The 17,867-nt window shown below is 72.6% G+C and carries 14 protein-coding genes and 1 riboswitch; of the genes, 6 read left to right on the plus strand and 8 right to left on the minus strand.

Annotation, left to right across the window (positions count from 1 at the left end; genetic code table 11):
- The first annotated feature begins 393 nt into the window (after window positions 1-393).
- The 3 genes from O7626_RS13950 to O7626_RS13960 are packed head-to-tail and all read left to right on the plus strand — an operon-like array spanning window position 394 to window position 3,426.
- Entirely contained in the window at window positions 394-3,039 is a 2,646-nt protein-coding gene (locus tag O7626_RS13950) for a type 2 lanthipeptide synthetase LanM family protein (RefSeq protein ID WP_278061597.1), read from the plus strand.
- Window positions 3,036-3,248 carry a hypothetical protein gene (locus O7626_RS13955; RefSeq protein WP_278061598.1) on the plus strand — a complete coding sequence of 71 codons (213 nt, stop codon included), beginning with the start codon at window positions 3,036-3,038 and terminating at the stop codon, window positions 3,246-3,248. The genes O7626_RS13950 and O7626_RS13955 overlap by 4 nt, the downstream gene beginning before the upstream one ends.
- A 25-nt stretch (window positions 3,249-3,273) precedes the next feature.
- Entirely contained in the window at window positions 3,274-3,426 is a 153-nt protein-coding gene (locus O7626_RS13960; RefSeq protein ID WP_278061599.1) for a hypothetical protein, read from the plus strand.
- A 216-nt stretch (window positions 3,427-3,642) separates the two neighbouring features.
- Here O7626_RS13960 and mgrA read toward each other — a convergent pair whose 3' ends face one another.
- A complete protein-coding gene (mgrA, locus tag O7626_RS13965) occupies window positions 3,643-4,644 on the minus strand; it encodes an L-glyceraldehyde 3-phosphate reductase (RefSeq protein ID WP_278061600.1) in 1,002 nt (333 codons plus the stop codon).
- 303 nt (window positions 4,645-4,947) lie between these two features.
- Between mgrA and O7626_RS13970 the strand changes: the two genes are divergently transcribed.
- Entirely contained in the window at window positions 4,948-5,583 is a 636-nt protein-coding gene (locus tag O7626_RS13970; protein WP_278061601.1) for a carbonic anhydrase, read from the plus strand.
- A 60-nt stretch (window positions 5,584-5,643) separates the two neighbouring features.
- On the opposite strand, the gene O7626_RS13975 is transcribed toward O7626_RS13970, so the two are convergent.
- The 5 genes from O7626_RS13975 to O7626_RS13995 are packed head-to-tail and all read right to left on the minus strand — an operon-like array spanning window position 5,644 to window position 11,427.
- Window positions 5,644-6,630 carry an ABC transporter ATP-binding protein gene (locus O7626_RS13975; protein WP_278061602.1) on the minus strand — a complete coding sequence of 329 codons (987 nt, stop codon included), beginning with the start codon at window positions 6,628-6,630 and terminating at the stop codon, window positions 5,644-5,646.
- A complete protein-coding gene (locus O7626_RS13980; RefSeq protein WP_278061603.1) occupies window positions 6,627-7,844 on the minus strand; it encodes an oligopeptide/dipeptide ABC transporter ATP-binding protein in 1,218 nt (405 codons plus the stop codon). The genes O7626_RS13975 and O7626_RS13980 overlap by 4 nt, the downstream gene beginning before the upstream one ends.
- Entirely contained in the window at window positions 7,841-8,764 is a 924-nt protein-coding gene (locus tag O7626_RS13985; RefSeq protein ID WP_278061604.1) for an ABC transporter permease, read from the minus strand. The genes O7626_RS13980 and O7626_RS13985 overlap by 4 nt, the downstream gene beginning before the upstream one ends.
- Window positions 8,764-9,747, minus strand: a complete 984-nt coding sequence (locus O7626_RS13990; protein ID WP_278061605.1) for an ABC transporter permease — start codon at window positions 9,745-9,747, stop codon at window positions 8,764-8,766. The genes O7626_RS13985 and O7626_RS13990 overlap by 1 nt, the downstream gene beginning before the upstream one ends.
- Before the next feature lie 9 nt (window positions 9,748-9,756).
- Window positions 9,757-11,427, minus strand: a complete 1,671-nt coding sequence (locus O7626_RS13995; RefSeq protein WP_278061606.1) for an ABC transporter substrate-binding protein — start codon at window positions 11,425-11,427, stop codon at window positions 9,757-9,759.
- 363 nt (window positions 11,428-11,790) lie between these two features.
- Window positions 11,791-11,886: riboswitch (glycine riboswitch) on the plus strand.
- 80 nt (window positions 11,887-11,966) lie between these two features.
- On the opposite strand from O7626_RS13995, the gene gcvP reads away from it, so the two are divergent.
- The gene (gene gcvP, locus O7626_RS14000; protein WP_278061607.1) at window positions 11,967-14,837 is read left to right on the plus strand and encodes an aminomethyl-transferring glycine dehydrogenase; all 2,871 of its coding nucleotides are present in this window, start codon (window positions 11,967-11,969) and stop codon (window positions 14,835-14,837) included.
- Between the two features lie 87 nt (window positions 14,838-14,924).
- Here the strand turns inward: gcvP and O7626_RS14005 are convergent, their stop codons facing one another.
- A complete protein-coding gene (locus O7626_RS14005; RefSeq protein ID WP_278061608.1) occupies window positions 14,925-15,125 on the minus strand; it encodes a DUF5999 family protein in 201 nt (66 codons plus the stop codon).
- A gap of 123 nt (window positions 15,126-15,248) precedes the next feature.
- On the opposite strand from O7626_RS14005, the gene O7626_RS14010 reads away from it, so the two are divergent.
- On the plus strand, window positions 15,249-16,469 hold the full coding sequence (locus tag O7626_RS14010) for a chorismate-binding protein (RefSeq protein ID WP_278061609.1): 1,221 nt from the start codon (window positions 15,249-15,251) through the stop codon (window positions 16,467-16,469).
- Between the two features lie 119 nt (window positions 16,470-16,588).
- Here O7626_RS14010 and O7626_RS14015 read toward each other — a convergent pair whose 3' ends face one another.
- A complete protein-coding gene (locus O7626_RS14015; RefSeq protein ID WP_278061610.1) occupies window positions 16,589-17,851 on the minus strand; it encodes a hypothetical protein in 1,263 nt (420 codons plus the stop codon).
- Window positions 17,852-17,867: the final 16 nt, after the last annotated feature.

Below are 17,867 nucleotides of genomic sequence, written 5' to 3' on the forward strand. Positions count from 1 at the left end.
GCCACGCTGCCAGGAGCAGCAGTGCCACGTCGACGGCAGCGTCAGTCGACGCCCACCCGGGCTCACACCAACCACAGTGGATCGACGTGCCGCACCGAAGCCACGCCACAGTCGAAGACCGAGTCCGCACCAACAAGGCCATGGGCCTGCGCAACCCGCCCTTGCAGTCCAGGACCGTCTACCGCGGCCGGGTCCTCACCGCGAACCTAGCCGCCGACCCTCGACGCCTGGACCCGCCTACTCGGCCTGCACGACCAACCCGGCCTCCGACACGCCGAACCCGACACCCCTGCGCTACCGGCTCTGGCACCGACCCGCCATACTCACCCGCCTATGTAGCAGGGTCGCGGTAGGTGAAGTCGAAGGGAAGCCGCGATTCTCTAGTCTGCTGCTGTGCTGGCTGACTCGGCGTTCGCGGCGGGGTGGTGGCGACGCGGGCTGACCCTCCGCGAACGGTCTACCACGCCGCCACCCCGCTGGGCGGTCGACGCGGAACAGGCGCTCGCCGGAGCCGTCGCCACTCGGCCGGGTCCTGCCAGGTACTCCTCCTGGCAGGACGGGTACGCCGAGGTGGTACGACCGTTGGTGGAGTGGGCGGTCGACCGGGTGCCCGCCCACCCGTGTATCCCGTCGTTCGCGACGCGGCTGCAGGCGGATCTGGTGCACCTGGCCGCACGGACGCTTACCCTGGAGCTGCATCAGCGACGGGTTGCGGGTACGCTCGCCGGCGCCGACGGCCACGAGCGGTTCGCGGACTTCATCCGGTGGGTCTCCCGGCCGAGCGAGCTTACCAGACTCTTCGAACGGTATCCGGTGCTCGCGCGGCTCCTCCTGCAGGCGTCCCGGTTCGCTGCCGAGGCGTACGCGGAAACGCTGACGCGGTTCGCGGCGGACCGGGCCGCGATCGCCGACCACTTCCTCGGCGGCGCCGACCCGGGTGAGCCGGTCGCGATGCACAGCCAGCTCGGCGACCGGCACCGACGCGGCCGGTCAGTGTCGATACTCGAATTTGCCGGCGGCCAACGGGTGGTGTACAAGCCGCGCTCCCTAGCAGCTTGCGCCGGTTTCGGGGTGCTAGTGCAGTGGCTGAACAAGCAGGTGCCGATGTTTGAGCTTCGGGTCGTACGCTCGCTGGAGCGGGGGGACTACGGCTGGCAGGAATACATCCGCCAGGCGCCGTGCGCCGATGCCGTCGGTGCTCAGTGGTTCTACCGGCGGCAGGGCGCGCTACTGGCGCTGCTGTACGCGGTGCACGCCTCCGACGTGCACTACGGGAACCTCATCGCGTGCGGCGACCAGCCCGTGGTCATCGATCTGGAGACCGTGTTCCATCCCGACGTGCTGCCCGTCAACGTGGCGAGCGACCCGGCGGCGCGGCTGCTCGGCTCGTCAGTGCACCGCACGGGCGTACTTCCCACCTTCCTGCTCGGTGACATCGGCGCGCTGGACGTCTCGGCCCTCGGCGGCGACCGTGGACATCTCGAACCGACCGACGGGATCGACTGGCTGGCACCGGCGACCGACCAGATGCGGCTGGTCCGGCGTCCGCGGCTCTTCGCTGGCGGTGCTAATCGCCCCATCGTGGACGGCCGTGAGTTGGAGCCCGCCGACCACGAGGACGCCTTGGTCGACGGCTTCCAGATCGGCTACGACGCGATCGCCGCGGGCCGAGAGTCGTTCCTCAGCGCGATCGAGCACGCAGCCAACGTCGACGGGACCAGGGTGGTGCTGCGTCCCACCCACGTGTACCGGAGGCTGTTGGACGAGTCGACGCATCCAGATCTGCTCCGCGATTCGACCGCCCGGGACGAGCTGTTCGACCTGCTGTCGACCACCGCTGGCGACGCGCTGCCGCTAACCCGCTCCGTACCACACGAGATCATCGACCTGTGGCACGGCGACGTGCCGATCTTCCTCGGTCATCCGGACTCGACCGACCTGACGGCTTCGACCGGGACGCGGATCCGCGCCGTCCTCGACGCCGGTGGCCGGTGGTGCGCTGCCGGCAAAGTACGCGCGATGGGTGCGGCGGACCGGCGTACCCAGGAATGGATCGTCCGGGCGGCGCTGGCCACCCGGCGCCCGCCCGCCGATCGCCGGCACCACGAGGCGCCACCCGGCGATCGGCTGGCCGCCGCGCGTGTAATCGCCGACAACCTCTGCGACCGGGCGGCGACCGACGGCGCCCGGGCGAACTGGCTCGGTCTCGAACCCGCCGGCGACCGCTTGGCACTCATGCCGATGGGTGCCGCTCTGGCGTACGGCTATACCGGGGTCGCCCTATTCCTGGCTCAGCTCGCCAGCCTCGACGGCGAGGCCCGCTATGCCGAGACCGCGCGGCTCGCCGTACGCGGTATTCCACAGCTACTCTCGGCGGTCGCCGGCCGGGCGGACCTGATCGACTCCGTCGGCTGCGGCGGCTACGACGGGTTCGGCGGCATCGGCTACGCTCTCGCCCGGATCGCCAACCTGACCAGCGACAGCGAGGCACGCGAGTGGGCCTGCGAGTCGGTTCAGATCGCCGGTACCGCGGTCGCCGCAGACGGACCGCCGGGGGTTGCTGACGGCCGCGCGGGCTGCCTGGCCGCGATGATGGCCGTGCATGCCGAGCTGGATCACGCGCCTGCCGCCGCGCTCGCGGCCACATGTGCGCGGCTCATCGCCGGTCTGGCCGACGAACCCCACGAGCCGAGCCGCGCCGCCGTCACCGCCACCGGGTTCGCGCACGGTCCGACCGGCATCGCGTGGGCGTTGCGCCGGTACGCCGCCGCGGTGCCCGCACCGCTCTATCGCCGGGCTGCGGACACCATCCGATCATGGGACGACTCCCCGCTCCTGGAACCGTGGGGCGTCGAACCCGGCGTCGAGACACCCGGCCTTATCAACGGCCTCGCCGGCGCGGGCTACCGCCTTCTGCGACTCGCCGCACCGGAACGCGTGCCGTCAGTGCTCCACCTGGAACCCGGCCCCACCGCCGCACACACCGTGCGGCACCGTATTGCCAGTCCAGCACCACGCACAACACTGGAGGAACGATGAAGGAACGAACCCACAACGCACAGTCTGACGTGGCCGGCCCAGACGCCGTCGACGCCGGACACCCGGTCGGCGACATCGAGGTCAAGCCGGCCCGCTCGGTCGGACTGCGCCGGGCGGTCCTGGCGGGACTTGCCGTCGGCGCCGGCGCTTACGCCATCAGCCTCGACCTCGCCACGTACTCGGTCGCCCACACCACGTGCTGCGGCTGACAGCCTGACGGTACACGCGCTGCTGGTGTCCGCCCGCCGTGGCGGACACCAGCAGCCAAGGAACGCATGCCGGAACTTCGCAACCTGGCTCTTCGTCCGCGCGGACAACTTCCAGCCCTGCGGCGAGCTGACGGACGACCAGCTCGCCGCAGCGGAGAACCTGGCCGCGTTCCGCTGATGACGGCTGTCGGAGATCGCCGGCCATCCGGGACCTGGGCTGTTCTCGCCCCGCGACCTCACCACACTCCTGACCTCGCTGCCCACAGCGGGGCCCCCGGACGAACCGATCCAACTCGGCCTCTAGCAGGTTCCAGGGATCACGAGGTGCCCACCGATCTGCGGTGGTCGCCTCGTCGACGATCTCCCGGGGGCTCCCCGTCCCGGGGCGGTCTGCTCAGCTGGCGTCGAGGTGCTCGCCGATCTCGGTGAGTTCGCTGTCGGTGAGGGTCAGGTTGTCCAGCGCGGCGACGTTCGTCTCCAACTGGGCGACACTGCTCGCGCCGATGATCAGGCTGGTCATCCGGGGGTCCCGGAGCGCCCAGGCGAGGGCGAGCTGGGCCAGCGACTGGCCGCGCCGTTCGGCGACGGCGTGCAGTCCGCGTACGGTCGTCATGGTGGACTCGTCGAGGTCGCTCTCGTCGAGGAAGACGCTGGTGCGGACCCGGGAGTCGGCCGGGATGCCGTCGAGGTAGCGGTCGGTGAGCACACCCTGGGCGAGTGGGCTGTAGGCGATGCAGCCGGCGCCGGCCTCGTCGAGGGTGTCGAGCAGCCCGTCCGCCTCGATCCACCGGTTGAGCATCGAGTACGACGGCTGCGAGATCAGCAGCGGCGTACCGAGCCGTTCCAGGATCGCGGCGGCCTGCCGGGTCTGCTCCGAGTTGTAGTTCGACAGCCCGACGTAGAGAGCCTTGCCGGCCCGGACGACCGCGTCGAGCGCCCCCATCGTCTCTTCCAGCGGGGTGTCCGGGTCGGGCCGGTGGTGGTAGAAGACGTCGACGTGGTCGAGGCCCATCCGGCGCAGCGACTGGTCCAGCGACGAGACCAGGTACTTGCGGGACCCCCACTCGCCGTACGGGCCGGGCCACATGTAGTAGCCGGCCTTGGTGGAGATGACCAGTTCGTCGCGGTACGGAGCGAGGTCGGCGGTGAGGATCCGGCCGAAGTTCGCCTCGGCCGAGCCGGGTGGCGGGCCGTAGTTGTTGGCCAGGTCGAAGTGCGTGACCCCGAGGTCGAACGCCCGACGGCAGATCTCCCGCTGCCGCTGCGACGGCCGCTCGTCACCGAAGTTGTGCCACAGGCCGAGCGAGACGGCGGGCAGCCGCAGGCCGCTGCGGCCCGCCCGGCGGTAGGTCATCGAGTCGTAGCGGTCGTCCGCGGCAAGGTAGGTCACGACCACCAGCCTATTGGATCTTCCCGCCGCCCGGCCGGAGACGGCACACCCGCCGACCGCGACCCGGTGCGGGGGCCGTTCGCGGCCGCGCCGCGCCCGGCCGGGGCGCCGGTGGACCCGTAGCCTGGACGGTGCACCGACGCACCGGCCGTCCGGGGCGTCGGCGGCGTGTTCCGTCGATCACTGCCGACGCCGTACGGGTGGGGCGGGGCGGCTGTTCCGTGGTATCTGAATCGGTACGCAACCGGGTCGCCGAAGGCGCCGACCTCGCTTCACCACCCGCGGTGGTGCCGTCGCAAAGGGGACGTCATGGCATACCTGGACCACCGGCCGGCCACGCCCAGCGAGGCGCTCGGCGAGCTGCTCGCCGGCAACGAGCGGTTCGTCGCCGGTACCCGGATCCACCCGCACCAGGACGCCGAGCACCGCGCGGTGGTGGCCGCCGCCCAGCGGCCGTTCGCGGTGGTGTTCGGCTGTTCCGACTCCCGCCTCGCCGCCGAGATCATCTTCGATCGGGGTCTCGGCGACCTGTTCGTGGTCCGCACCGCCGGGCACATCGTCGGCCCGGAGGTGACGGCGAGCATCGAGTACGGGGTGGTGGTGCTCGGGGCGCCGCTCGTCGTCGTCCTCGGCCACGACAGCTGCGGGGCGATCCAGGCGACCCGGGCGGCCCGGGACGGTGCCCGGCTGCCCGGCCGGAACCTGGGCGCGATCGTCGAGCGGGTCGACCCGAGCATCGAGGAGGCCCAGGCGCGGCAGGTCACCGACGACGCCGGGATCACCGCGATCCACATCCGGCACACCGTCGACCAGCTCACCCGGCCGGGCACCGAACTCGCCGACGCGGTCGCCGCTGGCCGCTGCGACGTGGTCGGGATGTTCTACCAGCTGGCCGACGGCCGGGTGTCGGTGACGGTGCCCGGGGCGGCCCCGACCGGCAACTGAGCTACCGGCGGGGCGCCCGGGGTGCCGGGCGGCTGAGCCCGGCTCGGCGGGGCGGCGCCGTCACCCGGGTGCCGGGCCGGTGTCGGGCCGGTGCAGCCAGCAGCGGGCCGTCTGCCCGGCGCCGACCGGGAACTCCGGCACCTCGGTACGGCAGATCTCCATCGCGGCCGGGCAGCGGTCCCGGAACAGGCAGCCGGCGTCGTCGGTGGCCGGCTGCTGCCCGCCGCGTAGTGCCCGCAGCCCGCCCGGCGCGGCGGTGCGGGGGCGGCCCGGGTCCGGCGCCGCCGACGCCAGCAGCCGGGTGTACGGGTGCGCCGGGCGCAGGATCACCTCGTCGGCCGGGCCGGACTCGACCACCTGGCCCCGGTACAACACCATGATCGACGTCGCGAAGTAGCGGGCGGTGGCGAGGTCGTGGGTGACGTACAGGACGGCCAGTTCCTCTTCTCGCTTGAGCCGGTCGACCAGGTTGAGGATCTCCAGCCGGATGGAGACGTCGAGCATCGACACCGGCTCGTCGGCGAGCAGGATCCGGGGCCGGGGTGCCAGGGCGCGGGCGATCCCCACCCGCTGCCGCTGCCCGCCGGACAGTTCGTGCGGCAGCCGCCGGGCGACCTGCTCGGCCGGGGTGAGGTTGACCCGGGCCAGCAGCTCGTGCACGGCCGTCCGGGTCTGCGCGGCGGTCCGGGTGATCCCGTGCAGGCGCAGCGGCCGACGCAGGTGGTATTCGACGGTGTGTGCCGGGTTCAGCGACCCGAACGGGTCCTGGAAGACCATCTGCACGTCCCGGCGGTAGCGCCGGACCGCCCGCCGGCCGTCGTTCACCGGGATGCCGTCGAGCCGGATCTCGCCGGCGGTCGGCCGGGTCAGCCGGACCAGCATCCGGGCGATCGTCGACTTTCCGCTGCCGCTCTCGCCGACGAGTGCCACCGTCTGCCCGGAACGCAGTTCGAAGGAGACGTCGTCGACCGCCCGCAGGGTGCGGCGGTGCCGCCCGTCCCGCAGCGTGAAGTGCCTGCTCAGGTGGCTGACCGTCAGCGTGGTCATCGGCCGGCACCTGTCTCGGGGTCCGGTCCGGTGTCCGGCGGCGGTGCTCCGGGTCGGCGGTGTGCTCCGGCGCCGCCGTCCGGACCGGCCGGCAGGCCGGTATCCGGGGCGGGCCGCGCGCCCGCGTCGGCCGGCTCGACCTGGCCGGCCGGCGTCTCGGCCGGCTCGAACCGGCCGGCCAGCAGTGCTGCCGGTGGGCCGGCCGGGCGCAGCGTCGGGTCGTGGTGCAGGCAGGCAGCCCGGCTGGCCGGAGCGGCCAGCAGCGGCGGGTCGACCCGGTGGCAGGCGTCGAAGACGTACGGGCAGCGGGCGGTGAACGTGCAGCCGGTGATCGGCCGGGACAGGTCCGGCGGGCTGCCGGGGATGCCGTGCAGCACCGTCCGTTCGCCGCGCAGCCGGGGGAAGGACCGCAGCAGCCCGACCGTGTACGGGTGGGTGGCCGAGGTGTGCAGGTCGGCGGCGCGGCCGTACTCGACGATCCGGCCCCCGTACATGACGGCGAGCCGGTCGCTGACCTCCAGCAGCAGGGACAGGTCGTGGGTGATGAAGACGACGGCGAAGCCGAACCGGGCCCGGAGCCGGTCGATCTCGGTCAGGATGTCGCGCTGCACCACCACGTCCAGCGCGGTGGTCGGCTCGTCGAGCACCACCACGTCGGGGCGCAGCGCCATCGCCATCGCGATCAGCACCCGCTGGCGCATCCCGCCGGAGAGTTCGTGCGGATAGGCCGAGAGCCGTTCCGGGCCGATCCCGACCAGGTCGAGCAGTTTCCGGCACCGTCGGTCCCGTTCGACGCGGCGCAGTTCGGGGCGGTGCGCGGTGAAGACGTCGGCGAGCTGGTGGCGTACCGACAGCACCGGGTTGAGGGCGTTCATCGCCCCCTGGAAGACCATCGCGACCCGGTTCCAGCGGAACCTGCGCAGCTCCTCGCCGTGCAGTGCCGACAGGTCGACCGGTGGACCGTCGGCGGGGTGGAAGACGACCTGTCCGGAGGCGAGCCGGCCGGGTGGCCTGAGCAGCCGGGTGATCGCGTAGGCGAGGCTGGACTTGCCGCAGCCGCTCTCGCCGGCGATCCCGAGCACCTCGCCGCGGGCCAGGTCGAAGCTGACGTCGCGGACCGCCCGGACCGGGTCGGCACCGTCGTAGACGACGCTGAGGTCGCGGACCGACAGCACCACGTCGGTGCCGCTGGCGGTGCTGTGCTCGGAGGTCATGCCGGTCCGGTCCGTCGGGGGCGGCGGGGCACCCGCAGCCTCGGATTGATCAGCTCGTCCAGGCTGAAGTTGATCAGGGCGAGTCCGGCGCCGACGAGCGCGATGCAGAGGCCGGGCGGCAAGAACCACCACCAGGCGCCCTGGGACAGCGCCTGCGAGTTCTGCGCGAAGTAGAGCATCGTGCCCCAGGAGCCGGCGCCGCCGAGGCCGAGGAAGGCCAGGGCCGCCTCGGTGAGGATGCCGCCGATGACCGCGAAGACGAACTGGGCGGCGATCAGCGGCAGCAGGTTCGGCAGGATCTCGAAGGTGACGATCCGCCAGCCGGGTTCGCCGCTGACCCGGGCGGCGTCGACGTAGTCGCGGGAACGCAGCGACAGGGTCTGGGCGCGCAGTACCCGGGCCGAGCCGGCCCAGGCGGTGATCGAGACGATCAGGGCGATCGCGAGGGCTCCCCGGGTCTGCACGTAGTCGGTGATCAGGACCACCAGCGGCAGGCCGGGCAGCACCAGGAAGACGTTGCTGACCAGGGAGAGAGACTCGTCGGCGTGCCCGCCGGCGTAGCCACCGAGGACGCCGACGAGCACCGAGACGACGGTGGCGAGCAACCCGACGACGAGTCCGACGAGCATCGAGGCGCGGGTGGCGACGACGAGCTGCCGGAGGACGTCCTGGCCGGTGGTGGTGGTGCCGAGCGGGTGCGTGCCGGAGGGGGCGAGCAGCCGGTCGTCGCTGACCCGGTTCGGGTCGTCGACGAGCAGCGGCCCGAGTACGGCGACCACTGTGAAGAAGCCGACGATGGCGAGCCCGGCGGCGAGCTTGCGGGAGCGCAGCAGGCCGCGCCAGCGGGGCCGCCGGGCCGGCACCACCACCCCGGGCACGACGTTCCCGGTCACGTCGTGCCGGGTCTCGACGGTCGCCATCAGCCGGCCTGCCGGGTACGCGGGTCGATCACCGCGTAGAGCAGGTCGACGACGAAGTTGGCGCCGAGCACGGCCAGCGAGATGACCAGGAAGATGCCCTGTAGCAGCGGGTAGTCGGCGTTGGCGACGGCGGCGACCAGGTTCATCCCGACGCCGGGGTAGGAGAAGACGATCTCGGTGGCGATGGAGCCGCTGACCACGAAGCCGAGGGTGATGGCGAACCCGGCCACGCTGGGCAGTACGGCGTTGCGGGCCGCGTACTGGAGCATGATCCGGCGCGGGCGCAGCCCCTTGGCCTCGGCGGTCAGCACGTAGTCCTCGCCCATCGTGGAGACCATCATGTTGCGCATCCCGAGCAGCCAGCCGGCGACCGAGGCGAGCACGATCGAGGCGGCCGGCAGGATGCCGTGGTAGACCGCGCTACGCAGGAACGGCCAGTTGAGGCCGATGGTGGTCTCGTAGCTGTAGCCGCTGTTCAACGGAAACCAGCCGAGCACCCCGGCGAGCAGCCAGAGCAGCACCAGGGCGAGCCAGAAGTACGGGATGGCGGCCAGGAAGGTGGTGGTCGGCACCAGCGCGTCCAGCCAGGTGCCGCGCCGCCAGCCGGCGAGCGTGCCGAGGGTGAGCCCGAGCAGCACGCTGAGCACGGTGGCGATGCCGACCATCACCACCGTCCACGGCAGGCTCTGGCCCAGCACCGTCGACACCGGGGTGGGGTAGTAGGCGACCGAGAGCCCGAACTCGCCGCGCAGCAGGTTGCCGAGATAGCCGAGGTACTGCTGCCACAGCGGGTCGTCGCTGACCCCGAACTGGAGTTCCAGGGCGTGCCGGGCCTCCGGTGACATCGGGGTCATGTTCTGGGTCTTGGCCAGTACGGCGTCGACCGGGTTGCCCTTGATCAGCCGGGGGATCAGGAAGTTCAGGGTGACCGCCGCCCAGACCGCGACCAGGTAGAACAGCGCCTTGCGCCGCAGGTAGCGCATCGGGGCGGCTCAGCCTGCCGGGGTGAGGTTCTTGGCCACGATCCCCATGTCCGGCCCGTTGTACGGGGTGGTCAGCGCGTAGTGGTTCTCCTCGGTGGGGAAGTTGCCGATGTGCTCGGTGCGGTACTCGATCAGCGACGCGGACTGCTGCAACGGGATGTACGGCAGCCGCTCCACGATCACGTCCTGGATCTTGAACAGCTGTTCCCGGATCGCGTCCCGCGCCTCCGGCGGGGTGCTCTCCATCGCCGCCAGGGCGGCGTCGACGGCCGGGTCGCGGAACCGGCCGTAGTTGGAGCCGGCCTGCTGTCCCAGCGGTGCGGTCCGCTTGCTGGAGAACGCCCGGCTGTACCAGGAGTACGCGGTCCCCTCGCTGTACAGGTTCGTGATGATCACGTCGAAGTCGCCGGTCTGCTGGTCGGTGGAGAAGGCGGTGAAGGAGACCTCCTGGGTCTTCATCTCGATCCCTACCGCCTTCAGCGACTGGGTCATGATCTGGAGCGCGGAGATGTAGTCGTTGTAGCCCTGCACCACCTTGACGGTGAAGGAGAGTCGCCGGCCGGCTTTGGCGTAGATCCCGTCGGCGCCCTTGGCCCAGCCGTCGGCCCGCAGCGTCTGCTCGGCCCGGGCCGGGTCGAACTCCAGCCGGCGGTCCCTGTACTCCGGTTTGATGTAGTCGTCCCAGAGCGGCCGGGGCAGCTGTGCCGGGCTGGCCTCCCTGCCGTACCCGGAGAAGGCCAGCTTGATGATCTGCGCACGGTCCAGGGCGAGGCTTGTCGCCTGGCGGACCGCGACGCTGTCGAACGGTGCCCGGTCCAGGTTCGGGATCAGGTTGGTCAGGTAGAGCTGCGACTCGTTGATGTACCTGTTGTGTTCCGGGTCCTTGCTGACGTACTGCTTGTCGATGTCGGCGATGAACGAGCCGGCCCAGTCGAGCTGTCCGGCGGCGAGCGCCGCGATCGCGCTGTCCGCGCTGGCGAACTGGTGGAACCGCATCCCCCTGATCTTCGGCTTGCCGGTCTCCCAGTAGTTCGGGTTCCGTTCGAAGACGTAGTTCTGCTGGCTGAACGAGGCCAGCGTGAACGCCCCGGTGCCGACCGGCTTGTCGTTGGTGAAGGCGGCCGGGTCGGCGACTGTCGACCAGATGTGCTTCGGCACGATCCAGATCCGCCCGGCGATCAGGTTGAGCTGGGTGTAGACGCCCTGGCTGAAGCTGATCGTGGCGTGCGTCGGGTCGGCGGCGACCGCCTCGACGATCGGCAGCCCGTTCTGGTTGATCTTCGGATGGTCCCGCAGCAGGTTGAAGGTGAAGGCCACGTCCTCGGCCGAGAACGGCTTGCCGTCGCTCCACCTCACCCCCTCCCGGATGGTCAGGTCGAGCCGGCGGCCGTCGTCGGCGAAGCTGTACTCCGTGGCGAGCAGCGGTTGCACGTCGTCGACCCGGGCGCCGTTGAAGTAGAGCAGCGGCTCGTAGAGCACGCTCATCGTGCCGGCGACGCTGTTCTGGGAGAACGGGTTGAAGTTCGGCACGAAACCGGCGTTCGCCCCCGAGAAGACGTTGATGATCCTGCCCTCGGCACCGGTGGACCGGTCGCCGTCGTCTCCGCAGCCGGCGGCACCGATCGCCAGCGTCGCCGTGGCCAGCCCGGCGAGCAGCCGGCGGGCGAGGGTGGGGCGCATGATGCCTCCCGGGGAAGGAGATTTCGGACCGGTCGCCACCCGGAGTCCGGGTCGGTGAGCATCGATGACAACACCGAACCGGTTCAGAGTCAATAGACGACAGACGATCGCAACCCGATTCCCGGCGTCGGCCCGGACCTGCGCCCTGGGGCCGTCGGACGGGCGCGAGCCGGCCGGTCAGTGCAGGGACTTAACCGGTTCTGCCAACTGGCCGGACCTGCGCGTCCGGATCAGACCGTCCCGGCCCCCGCGGGGTGACACCCGCCGGCCCGCGGACGGCCCGGACGCCGCCCGGCGATGATCTACGGGGAACGGCCGAAACCAGACGGAAACGAGGTCACTGGTACCGTTGCCAACGCCGACAACACTCGCGAGCGAGAGACCGCCCGGCAGGTCGGGCGGCGCCGAAGGGGCAAATCCTCCCCGGAACCTCTCAGGCAAAAGGAGCCCGCGGGCAGGCGACTGTGGAGCGCCCGCGACGCCGCGGAGCGTGACAGAGGGGGAGGCCGCCGCGTCGACCTCGCCCGGGAGTGCCCCCCATGACCACAGCGCAGTATTCCGCCCGCGACGGCGGCCAGTTCGCCGACCGGCACGTCGGCCCCGACCTCGACGCGACACGCCGGATGCTGGAGACCGTCGGCTACGCCTCCGTCGACGACCTGATGGACGCCGCGATCCCCGAGGCGATCCGCTGGACCGGCCGGCTCGACCTGCCGCCGTCCGGCACCGAGGAGGAGGTCGTCGCCGAACTGCGCGCCCTCGCCGCCCGGAACACCCCCGCCGTCTCCATGATCGGCCTCGGCTACTCCGGCACGCACACCCCGGCGGTGATTCGCCGCAACGTGCTGGAGAACCCGGCCTGGTACACCGCCTACACGCCGTACCAGCCGGAGATCAGCCAGGGGCGCCTCGAAGCGCTGCTGAACTTCCAGACCATGGTCACCGACCTGACCGGGCTGGCCACCGCGAACGCCTCCATGCTCGACGAGGGCACCGCCGCCGCCGAGGCGATGACCCTCGCGCGCCGCGCCGGCAGGACCAAGAGCAACGTGTACGTCGTCGACGCCGACACCCTCCCGCAGACCCTCGCCGTACTGGCCACCCGGGCCGAACCGCTCGGCATCGAGGTACGCGTACTCGACCTGACCACCGAGGCGCTGCCGGCGGAGTACTTCGGCCTGCACCTGCAGTACCCGGGCGCCTCCGGCGCGGTCCGTGACCACGCCGGACTGGTCGAGGCCGCGCACGCCGCCGGGGCCCTGGTCACCGTCGCCGCCGACCTGCTCGCGCTCACCCTGCTCCGCCCGCCCGGCGAGATCGGCGCCGACATCGCCGCCGGCACCACCCAGCGGTTCGGCGTACCGATGGGCTTCGGCGGCCCGCACGCCGGCTACCTGGCGGTCCGGGCCGGCCTGGAGCGGATGCTGCCCGGCCGGCTGGTCGGGGTCTCCCGGGACGCGGCCGGCGACCCCGCCTACCGGCTGGCGTTGCAGACCCGGGAACAGCACATCCGCCGGGAGAAGGCGACCAGCAACATCTGCACCGCCCAGGTGCTGCTCGCCGTGATGGCCAGCATGTACGCCGTCTACCACGGCCCGGCCGGCCTGCGGGCGATCGCCGAACGGACCCACCGGCGGGCCGCCGCCCTCGCCGCCGGGCTGCGCACCCTCGACGGCGTCGAGATCGTGCACGAGGCGTACTTCGACACCGTGCTGGCCCGCCTCCCCGGCCGGGCCGCCGAGGTGGTCGACCAGGCCCGCCGGCACGGCGTCAACCTGCGGCTGGTCGACGCCGACCAGGTCGGCATCGCCTGCGACGAGACCACCACCGAGGCGCACCTGGCGACCGTGCTGGCCACCTTCGGCGCCGTCACCGGGCAGGCGGCACCCACCCCGACGACCGGCGAGCCGGAGTCGGCACTGCCGGCCGGACTCGCCCGGACCGGTGACTACCTGACCCACCCGGTCTTCCGGTCGCACCACTCCGAGACGGCGATGCTGCGCTACCTGCGCCGGCTCGCCGACCTCGACTACGCCCTCGACCGGGGCATGATCCCGCTCGGCTCCTGCACCATGAAGCTGAACGCCACCACCGAGATGGAACCGGTGAGCTGGCCGGAGTTCGCCGACGTGCACCCGTTCGCCCCCGACGAGCAGACCGCCGGCTACCGCGACCTGGTCGCCACCCTGGAGGGCTGGCTCGCCGAGGTGACCGGCTACGACGCGGTCAGCGTGCAGCCGAACGCCGGCTCACAGGGCGAACTCGCCGGTCTGCTGGCGATCCGCGCCTACCACCGGGACCGCGGCGAGGCACACCGGGACGTCTGCCTGATCCCGTCCTCGGCGCACGGCACCAACGCGGCCAGCGCGGTGATGGCCGGGATGCGGGTGGTGGTGGTCGGCTGCGACACCGACGGCGACGTCGACCTCGCCGACCTGGACCGCAAGATCGAGGCGCACCGGGACACCCTCGCCGCGATCATGGTCACCTACCCGTCCACCCACGGCGTGTACGAGGGCGGCATCGCCGCCCTCTGCGCCAAGGTGCACGACGCCGGCGGCCAGGTGTACGTCGACGGCGCCAACCTCAACGCCCTGCTCGGATACGCCAAGCCGGGCCGGTTCGGTGCCGACGTGTCACACCTGAACCTGCACAAGACGTTCTGCATCCCGCACGGCGGCGGCGGGCCCGGGGTCGGGCCGGTGGCGGTCCGGGCACACCTGGCGCCGTACCTGCCCGGTGACCCGTTCGGCGCCGACGGGGCGGGCCGGCCGGCGGTCTCGGCCGCCCGGTACGGCTCGGCCGGCATCCTGCCGATCCCGTGGGCGTACCTGCGGCTGATGGGACCGGACGGGCTGCGCCGGGCGACCGGGGTGGCGGTACTGGCCGCCAACTACGTCGCCGCCCGGCTGCGCGGCCACTACCCGGTGCTCTACGCCGGCAACAAGGGCCTGGTCGCGCACGAGTGCATCCTCGACCTGCGGCCGCTGACCAAGGCGACCGGAGTCAGCGTGGACGACGTGGCGAAGCGGCTGGTCGACTACGGCTTCCACGCACCGACGATGTCGTTCCCGGTCGCCGGAACCCTGATGGTGGAACCGACCGAGAGCGAGGACCTGACCGAACTCGACAGGTTCTGCGACGCCATGATCGCCATCCGGGCGGAGATCGACAAGGTCGGCTCGGGGGAGTGGCCGAAGCAGGACAACCCGCTGGCGAACGCGCCGCACACCGCGGCGATGGTCAGCGGCGACGAGTGGCCGCACCCGTACCCGCGCTCGGTGGCCGGCTATCCCGGCGGGGTCGACCGGCGGGCGAAGTACTGGCCGCCGGTGCGCCGGATCGACGGCGCGTACGGCGACCGGAACCTGGTCTGCGCCTGCCCGCCGCCGGAGGCGTTCGCGCACTGACCCGGCGGCCGGTCGCTGCGGTCGACGACCCGCAGCGGCGTGACCGGTCGGCACCTCAGGCGCCGGCCGGTCACTGTCGGTTACTTGCTAGCCGACCAGGGCGTGCCGGGCCGGACCACGGTGCGGCGCTATGGTGCTGCCGTCGGGCAGCAGCTCGCCGGTGTCCTCGAAGAGGATGACGCCATTGCAGAGCAGGCTCCAGCCCTGCTCACGGAAGCAGGCGAGGACGCGGGCCGCTTCCCGGTCGGTCGCTTCAGCGGAGGGGCAGGACGGTTCGTGCTGGCACATCGGGTTCTCCGGACTAAGGGGGCACTGTGGCATGGTTCACATGACCAGTGACGGACGGTACCCCTTCACGCCCAGTGATGACGAGCGGGTATCCGTCTCTGACCGAGGAAATCCACTTTTCGGATGAGGCAGATCCATCCGTACGTCGTGGAAGCGCTCCCATTCGCGCCACCGGGAGCGCCGGCGAGCTGCGTACCCCGGCTCGTCGAACACGACCGGCTTCAATGCCGCGCCGACGGCCCCGACGACCCCGCCACGCTGCTACAGGAGTTCCTCGCCGGACACGGCCTGCCGGTCCGCGACCTGACCAGACCCGGCACCCACCCGCCGGACGCACCGACCGGCACCATCTGCGGCGCCGCCGTCTTCGTCTCCGCCGCCGCCGGAGCCCGGATGGTCGGCGCACCCGCCGGCCCGGCCAGCCCGGCACCCGCCGTCCCCGACCTGGTCGCCGTGGTCTACCGGCACGGCGACACCCCGACACCGCCCGCCGGCCCGGCACACCGGCACCCGGCCGGCTGGCAGCTCGACCCCTGGACCGAGAGCTGGACGCCGCGGCAACACGCCGACGCCGTCCGGCAGGCCCGGGACGCCATCGCGGCCGGCGACATCTACCAGGTCAACATCGTCGGACACGCCGCCGCCCGGTACGCCGGAGACCCGCTCCCCGCCCTGCACCGGCTGACCCGGCTGCCCGGCGCCCGCTACGGCGGCACCCTCGGCGGCGCCGGCTGGGCCATCGGCTGCGCCTCACCGGAAACCCTCGTCGAGGTGACCGACGGCCGGGTACACACCCGCCCGATCAAGGGCACCCGGCCGGCGACCGGTCCCGGCCGACGGGAACTGCTGGAATCCGCCAAGGAACGCGCCGAACACGTCATGATCGTCGACCTGGAACGCAACGACCTGGCCCGGATCGCCCGCACCGGCACCGTACGCGTCGACCAGCTCTACGCCATCCGGCGCTGGTCCGACCTGTGGCAGGCCGAGTCGACCGTCTCCGCCGCCCTCGCCGACGGATGCGGCCTCGCCGACCTGCTCCGCGCCGTCTGCCCCGGCGGCTCGGTCACCGGCGCACCCAAGCTCTCCGCACTCGCCCGGATCGCCGCCCTCGAACCCGTCGGCCGGGGCGCCAGCATGGGCGGACTCGGCTGGATCGGCCCGGACCGGCTCGACCTCGGGCTGACCATCCGGACCGCTGCCGCCGACACCGACCGGATACACGTCTGGGCCGGCGGCGGCATCACCTGGGGCAGCGACCCCGCCGCCGAGGTCGCCGAGGCGGCCGCCAAGTCCGGCCCGGTCCGCGCCGCCCTGGCCGGCCCCGCCCGCCGTGCACACTGACCGGCGCCGCTCGCCACCCCACCGACCGACCCGCTCCACCCCGCCGGCCCGTGACTGCTCCGCCGCCCCGTGACTGCTCCGCCGATCGTCGTGTCCCGGCTGCGGTGCCCGACGGTCCGTCAGTCACCGAGCAGGTCGGCCAGCGCGTCGGCGGGATCGGGTCGGGGCGGCCCGGCCGGCCACCAGTCCCCGTCGGCCCGCTCCCGGTACGGGTACCAGCGCCCGTCGTGGCCGTACCGCAGCTGGACCCGGTACCCGGGAAACGTCCACCGGTTACGCCACACCTGCGGCCGCGGCGGCTCGTCACCGGCCCAGCCGGCGGTCAGCTCGGCCCTGGCCCGGGCCAGCCGTACCGGCGGCGGTGTCCACGGCTCGTCCAGCACCGCCAGCCCGCCCGGCCCGCCGTACTCCCAGGCCCGGACCGCCCGGCCGAACTCCCGAACCGTCCGGCCGCCGGCCTGCCGCAGCCGGGCCAGCACGGGACCGCCAGCCCCGACGGCGAGCCGGACCGCGTCGACCTGCTCCGGCAACGTCAGCGCAACCGCGGCGCCGTCCGGGGCGGCCCCGAGCAGCGCGGCGGCCCGTCCGGCGGCGTTCTCGACCAGCCTGTGCAGCGCCTCCGCCGGTATCCCCGGCGCGGCCGGCAGCACCGGTCCCGGTACCCCCGCCCGCGGAGCCGGCGGTGGGTCCGGCAGCGGCGGGTCCGGGCGGGCGTACGCCAGCGCCGCCGACTGCGCCGACCCGCCGGCCGGCACCCGAAGCGCCGGCCCGGCCGCCGGCTCCGGGGCGTCGGCCGCCGGCCGGTCACCCCGGCGCCGCACCTCGTCGAGCAGCTCCCGGGTACCCCGGCCCCGGATCAGCAGCAACAGGAACGGGTCGGCGTCGAGCAGCCAGGACATCTGGTAGCAGAGCGCCGCCGCGTGCCGGCAGGCCGCCGCGACCAACTCCGGGCAGTCGCACTCCGGTTGCAGCTCGCCGAGGCCGGGCAGCAGGCCGATCCCGGCGTCGTCGGCCGCCGACGCCAGGTCCCGGGGCAGCTCCCCGTCCAGCAGCGCGGCGACGTGCCCGGCCCTCGCCACCAGCTGGTCCAGGAACCGGGACCACTGCGCGCCGGTCATCGGCTCGACGTAGACCCGGGTCCGGTACGGCACCTCCCGCACCCCGTCGGAGACCTCGGCGGCGATCCGGCCCGGGCTGACCGTGATCGGACCGACCTGCCCGGCCGACGCGGCCCGCCGGCCCCGACGCAGCAGGGTCTCGTCCAGCGTCGTCTCCTCCAGCGCCCGGACCCAGGCGTCGCTCCACCAGGAGCGGCCCCGCCGGGCCCGCCGCCCCGCCGGAAACGCCGGAAAGCCCCGGACCCGGTCCTCGCCAGCACTCACCACGACCTCCATCCGG

Origin of the sequence: Micromonospora sp. WMMD1102 (assembly GCF_029626265.1) — a bacterium.
GTDB lineage: Bacteria > Actinomycetota > Actinomycetes > Mycobacteriales > Micromonosporaceae > Plantactinospora.